6 protein-coding genes and 1 other annotated feature are annotated in these 5444 nt (G+C 36.6%); all 6 genes read right to left on the bottom strand.

The window, feature by feature from the left end:
- Nucleotides 1–294: 294 nt before the first annotated feature.
- The 6 genes from JM172_RS23805 to JM172_RS23825 all read right to left on the bottom strand — a co-directional run bounded on the left by JM172_RS23805 (nt 295) and on the right by JM172_RS23825 (nt 4865).
- Nucleotides 295–507 carry a hypothetical protein gene (locus JM172_RS23805; protein WP_214484872.1) on the bottom strand — a complete coding sequence of 71 codons (213 nt, stop codon included), beginning with the start codon at nt 505–507 and terminating at the stop codon, nt 295–297.
- A 6-nt stretch (nt 508–513) separates the two neighbouring features.
- The gene (locus JM172_RS23810) at nt 514–840 is read right to left on the bottom strand and encodes a DUF4179 domain-containing protein (protein WP_214484873.1); all 327 of its coding nucleotides are present in this window, start codon (nt 838–840) and stop codon (nt 514–516) included.
- 34 nt (nt 841–874) lie between these two features.
- Nucleotides 875–1000 carry a hypothetical protein gene (locus JM172_RS25315; protein WP_284730505.1) on the bottom strand — a complete coding sequence of 42 codons (126 nt, stop codon included), beginning with the start codon at nt 998–1000 and terminating at the stop codon, nt 875–877.
- A 326-nt stretch (nt 1001–1326) separates the two neighbouring features.
- Nucleotides 1327–3735 carry a leucine--tRNA ligase gene (leuS, locus tag JM172_RS23815; RefSeq protein WP_214484874.1) on the bottom strand — a complete coding sequence of 803 codons (2409 nt, stop codon included), beginning with the start codon at nt 3733–3735 and terminating at the stop codon, nt 1327–1329.
- 125 nt (nt 3736–3860) lie between these two features.
- Nucleotides 3861–4079, bottom strand: a binding site (T-box leader).
- Between the two features lie 398 nt (nt 4080–4477).
- Nucleotides 4478–4687, bottom strand: coding sequence for a hypothetical protein (locus tag JM172_RS23820; RefSeq protein ID WP_214484875.1), 210 nt, complete (start codon nt 4685–4687; stop codon nt 4478–4480).
- Complete coding sequence (locus tag JM172_RS23825) at nt 4671–4865, bottom strand: hypothetical protein (protein ID WP_214484876.1); 195 nt, start codon at nt 4863–4865, stop codon at nt 4671–4673. Before JM172_RS23825 ends, JM172_RS23820 begins: the two co-directional genes overlap by 17 nt.
- Between the last annotated feature and the right edge of the window lie 579 nt (nt 4866–5444).

Genomic DNA, 5444 nt, shown 5'->3' on the forward strand with positions numbered 1-5444 from the left:
CAATACTTCCCCCATATGTCCTTAGTCTCTTCACCTATAGTTTGTAGATTCTCCATCATATTCACCTCCTATATATAGGACGAATTAAGATAGTTTAATCATACGAAATTTTTATAATTATTTTAAAGAAATTTTTTCTATCTGCTTCTTTAGCTTAAGTACACTTGTTCACTATCTTATTCTGATAGCAAATATTAATTTTACTAGTCCACAATCATGTCCTAAAATGAGAAGTGCGCAAATCATTATGTCAGATTTGCGCCATATTGTGGAATAACATTTTTACGTTTTCCTTTATTTCAACTCAATAACAATCGGATCGAGCTCAATTTCGATATGACCTTGACCAGACATTAGACTTACGATTTCAACTGGTTGAATGATAAGCTGACTAGCACCTTCTTGTATTGTACCGAATATTGTCGTTCCTTCAAAGGCCTTCCCATTATCAAGTGAAACACCACCACTACCGGTTTCACCAATGACAATTAAAATAGTTTCCCCCACTCATTTTCATCGTTTTTCCAAAATTATGATTTGCTTCAACTGCAAACGATACTGTATGTTCGTGCCGTCGTATACCGCGTTATCAATCATGACCGTAACGTCATTATCCGTCTGCGCAAGACCAATATCAGTAGAGAAGATTTCAAAATTTTTGTAATGTTGCTCTTCATTATTAAAATAATTAATTATATTATCTATAAAAGGAATTTGTGATGAAAGAGTCGGGAATGCAAAACCTGTTGTTGAACTTGCTCCAACAGTGATAACAGCAGCAACGGCAAAATTACGCCAAATCGGTAATTCTTTGCGTTTTTTAAGTAAATGTTGTTTCACACGTGCCTTTTCTATTTCTGCTACGTCTAATAACTCAAGTTAATAAACTTCCACATTTAACCATTGTGGCTAATATAATCTTACCTCGATACAACCGATTATCAACTGCAGCTTTATATAGACCTAGATTGTCAGCAATTTCACTATTTGAGAGCTCCAAATAATTAGCCTACCTAGAACGCCCTAGGACGAAATTATCTTTTCTTTTATGTACAAGTATATTTTAAATGCAAAATAAAAAAACCCCTACTCCGATGATTAAAGGCTATGTGAGGTTATGCACTTATGCAAATGCTATGTAAATTAAGTTATGTACTCCTTAACCTTTTGGTGTCGGCTAGGGAGCTAATGATGAAGTTAATGACCTATGTTATATTATACAAACAAAACAGTATTAAAAAATATTGCTTCATCGAGAGTGATTTCTTTTTTTAGTTTTTTCTCTTGATTAATAATAATGAAGCAGGTATTCCTGCTTCATTATTATTAATCCGCTACAATATTAACAAGTTTTTCAGGTACAACAATTACTTTTCGAACCGTTTTGCCTTCAATCGTTTCTTGTATTTCTTCCAGTGCTTGTTTCTTAAGTTCCTCACTGTTTGCTTCATGGGAAGCCAACAATTTCGCACGAACCTTCCCATTTATTTGAACAACAATCTCAACTTCAATGTCTACAAGCTTTTCCTCGGCGTAAGTAGGCCACTCCTCATATGTAATTGTATGTTTATTTCCTAACTTACTCCATAGCTCTTCTGCAATATGAGGGGTGATTGGCGCAAGAAGCTTTATGAACCCTTCCATGTATTCTATCGGGAGTTCTTCTGATTTATAAGCATCATTAATGAATACCATCAATTGAGATATCCCTGTATTAAATCGAAGAGCTTCATAGTCTTCTGTGACTTTCTTAACAGTTTGATGGTACACTTTTTCAAGTTTTCCATCGTTCTTATCCCTAATTTTACTACTTAGTTCTCCATTGTCTTTAACTATTAGACGCCATACACGATCAATGAAACGGCGAGCACCGTCAAGACCTGTAGTAGACCAAGCAATAGAAGCATCAAGAGGCCCCATAAACATCTCGTAAAGTCGAAGCGTATCAGCACCATGACTCTCTACAATTTCATCTGGATTAACAACATTACCTTTTGACTTACTCATTTTTTCATTATTTTCCCCTAAAATCATTCCTTGATTGAATAATTTTTTGAATGGCTCTTTTGTAGGAACAACCCCAATATCATAAAGGAATTTATGCCAGAAACGAGCATAGAGCAAATGAAGAACAACATGCTCAGATCCCCCAATATACATATCCACAGGAAGCCATTCCTTCAGCTTTTCCTGATCAGCTAGTTGTTCTGTGTTATTTGGATCGATATAGCGTAGGTAATACCAGCAGCTGCCCGCCCACTGAGGCATTGTATTTGTTTCACGACGTCCTTTTTTTCCTGTTTCAGGATCTACAACATTCACCCATTCAGCAATATTAGCAAGCGGAGATTCTCCTGTACCAGATGGCTTTATTTCCGTTGTTTTTGGTAGTTGTAGTGGAAGGTCTTTTTCTTGTACAACTGTACTTGTTCCATCCTCCCAGTGAATAACTGGAATTGGTTCACCCCAATAGCGTTGACGGCTAAATAGCCAATCACGTAGACGATATGTGACTTTCTTAGTTCCAATTTCGTTTTCATCAAGCCAAGTCAGAGCTTTTTTGATTCCCTCTTCTATGTCAAGACCATCTAAGAACCCAGAATTAATGTGCTTTCCGTCACCTGTATATGCTTCTTTTGTTATGTCCCCACCTGCTACTACTTCTTCAATTAATAAATTAAATTTTTGAGCGAATTCATAATCACGCTCATCATGAGCTGGCACTGCCATAATGGCTCCAGAACCGTAACCCATAAGCACATAATCAGCAATCCAAATCGGTATTTTTTTTCGATTAGCAGGGTTAATCGTGTATGCACCTGTAAAAACACCTGTTTTGTCTTTCGCAAGATCTGTCCGTTCAAGGTCACTTTTTGATTTAATGGAATCAATATAAGTCTCAACCTCTACTTTTTGGTCGGAAGTTGTAATCTTTTCTACTAAGGGGTGTTCAGGTGCTAGCACTGCGTATGTTGCTCCAAAGATGGTATCAGGACGAGTCGTAAATACATCCAATGTTTCGTTGTGTCTATCAATCTTAAATGTGATTTCTCCACCCTCTGAACGACCAATCCAGTTCCTTTGCATATCCTTTATACTTTCTGGCCAGTTCAATTCTTCAAGATCTTCAAGTAAACGATCCGCATAGGCAGTTATTTTTAGCATCCATTGACGCATTGGTCGACGCTCAACAGGGTGGCCACCACGTTCACTTTTCCCATCAATAACCTCTTCATTTGCTAAAACTGTCCCTAGTACAGGGCACCAGTTAACCGGAACCTCATCAACATAGGCCAGCCCTTTTTCATATAGCTTCGTGAATATCCACTGTGTCCATTTATAATAATTTTTATCAGTCGTATTCACTTCACGACCCCAATCATAAGAATAACCTAAAGACTTAATTTGTCTACGAAAGTTATCAATATTCACTTTTGTAAATTCTGCGGGATCATTTCCTGTATCAAGCGCATATTGCTCTGTTGGAAGACCAAATGCATCCCATCCCATTGGATGAAGGACATTATAGCCTTGCATACGCTTCATTCTTGAAAGAATGTCCGTTGCTGTAAATGGCTCAGAGTGTCCAACATGTAGACCAGCCCCTGAAGTATACGGGAACATGTCAAGCGCATAAAATTTTGGCTTGTCAGCATCCTCAGTTGTTTTATATGTATTGTGATCTTCCCAGTAGTGTTGCCACTTTTTTTCAATTTCGCCATGGTTATAGCTCATGTTTATTCCTCCTTTTTAAGTAAAAATAACATCGATTATAGATGTATAAACCGACTGCTCTACTGCTTAACATGTGGATGTAGCACGCTTGATATAACACAAAAAACCTCTCGTCCCATGTAAATACATGGGACGAGAGGTTTTATCTCCCGCGGTACCACCCAAATTAGTGCAATAGAAAGTACACTCGGCTCAAAGTCCTTAACGCGGACGAACGGTAAACACTACTCATTTCATGTTTACAACTCCAAGGCGAGTTCATGACCCTTTCGGTTGACTTTCACCACCCGTCAACTCTCTAATAACGAAAGCAGTTCATTATTACTCCTTTTCAATGCATTAAATATGATTTGTTTTTTATTGTATGCAATATTTAAGTGAGTTGCAAGTACCATTGAATGAATTTTCATTTTTTTTATTTGATCCACAATTCATGAGGCTAACTATTATGAAAGCCCTGTTACAGATACGCTCTCATCCCGTTTTAATAGTCGGTCATGAAAAATGGTTAGTAAAATAGAAATTAATAATAATCCAATAAGTACATAGAATTTTGTCAGCATCCGTAGTTACCGAGTAGGAGCTATAACACTAAAAAGTATTCTCTGAAATAGAGAATACTTCAGACCGTAGACAAACCCCCACTTTTACATATAGTGAAGGTGGGGGTTGTCTACGGTCTGAGACCACCAAAATGGTGATCCTTTAATTTAACTTTTGCGCCCGTTAACGTAATAAGAGATTAACTCTCATAACAACTTATTAATAAATCTATCCCCATTTCACCGATTAGCTTTAATGCTTTTGACGGCAAGGTAAAATTGCATTGCCCCTCATAAAAGACACCAATAACTAAATCAATATTTTCTGCACCACAATGGTGAAAGACACTTATATACTCTTTCATCAGTAAAGAAATCCATTCCAGTCCGAAGTCATTCTTTATATTCACTTGGAGGCGATAGTTCCCCGTTTCCGTATGGGCTAGGCGTTCCTTTGTATCTACCTCTTGTTGCTATTTCCCCAATTTCCAACTTGTTATCTAAGGTTAACCCTGTTAGTTCTTCTACTTTTTTTGCTGAAAACCTATTACCGTATAAGTGACATTTAACACTCATATCTACAGTCATCAATAACCTCCAAATTCCCATTATTTTTTCCAACTTCTACCTAATATGGTAACTGAGTTTCGGGATTTAAAATAAGTGTTAGTGTTAATATTAGATAAGGATGAATGACACCCGTCTTCCCCAACAACTAATTTAGGGTCAAACAAGTAATTTCCAGAATACACCTTATTGCCATTAAATTCTATAGTAATATCCCAATACTTGTTAACTGACTTAGCAGTTTCACCCGTACCCTTAGAACACTACTTAACGCCTTCAAGTTCCTGCCATTGGTAGTCTTCATCATATGTAAATGGACGACCTCATATCGTTTATTTTATACATAAAATCCATCTCATCAAAATGAAATATAATTAGCCATCATTTGTTTGTTCTATTATATACTATCTGATTTATCTCGAATTCAAGTCTTCAAGATAATGGCCCTAAAATGGATAATGGCACATATCTATATTTCAGATATGCGCCATATGGTCAAAGACTCGAATTCAAAAAGAGAATAATAACAGTCCTCAAAAACCCGGTTAGCTCAATAACATTTTAAGTCTAAATAATGTGTTGAATTTTGATAAATATTAC

The sequence above is a fragment of the Bacillus sp. SM2101 genome (assembly GCF_018588585.1).
Lineage (GTDB): Bacteria > Bacillota > Bacilli > Bacillales > SM2101 > Nanhaiella > Nanhaiella sioensis.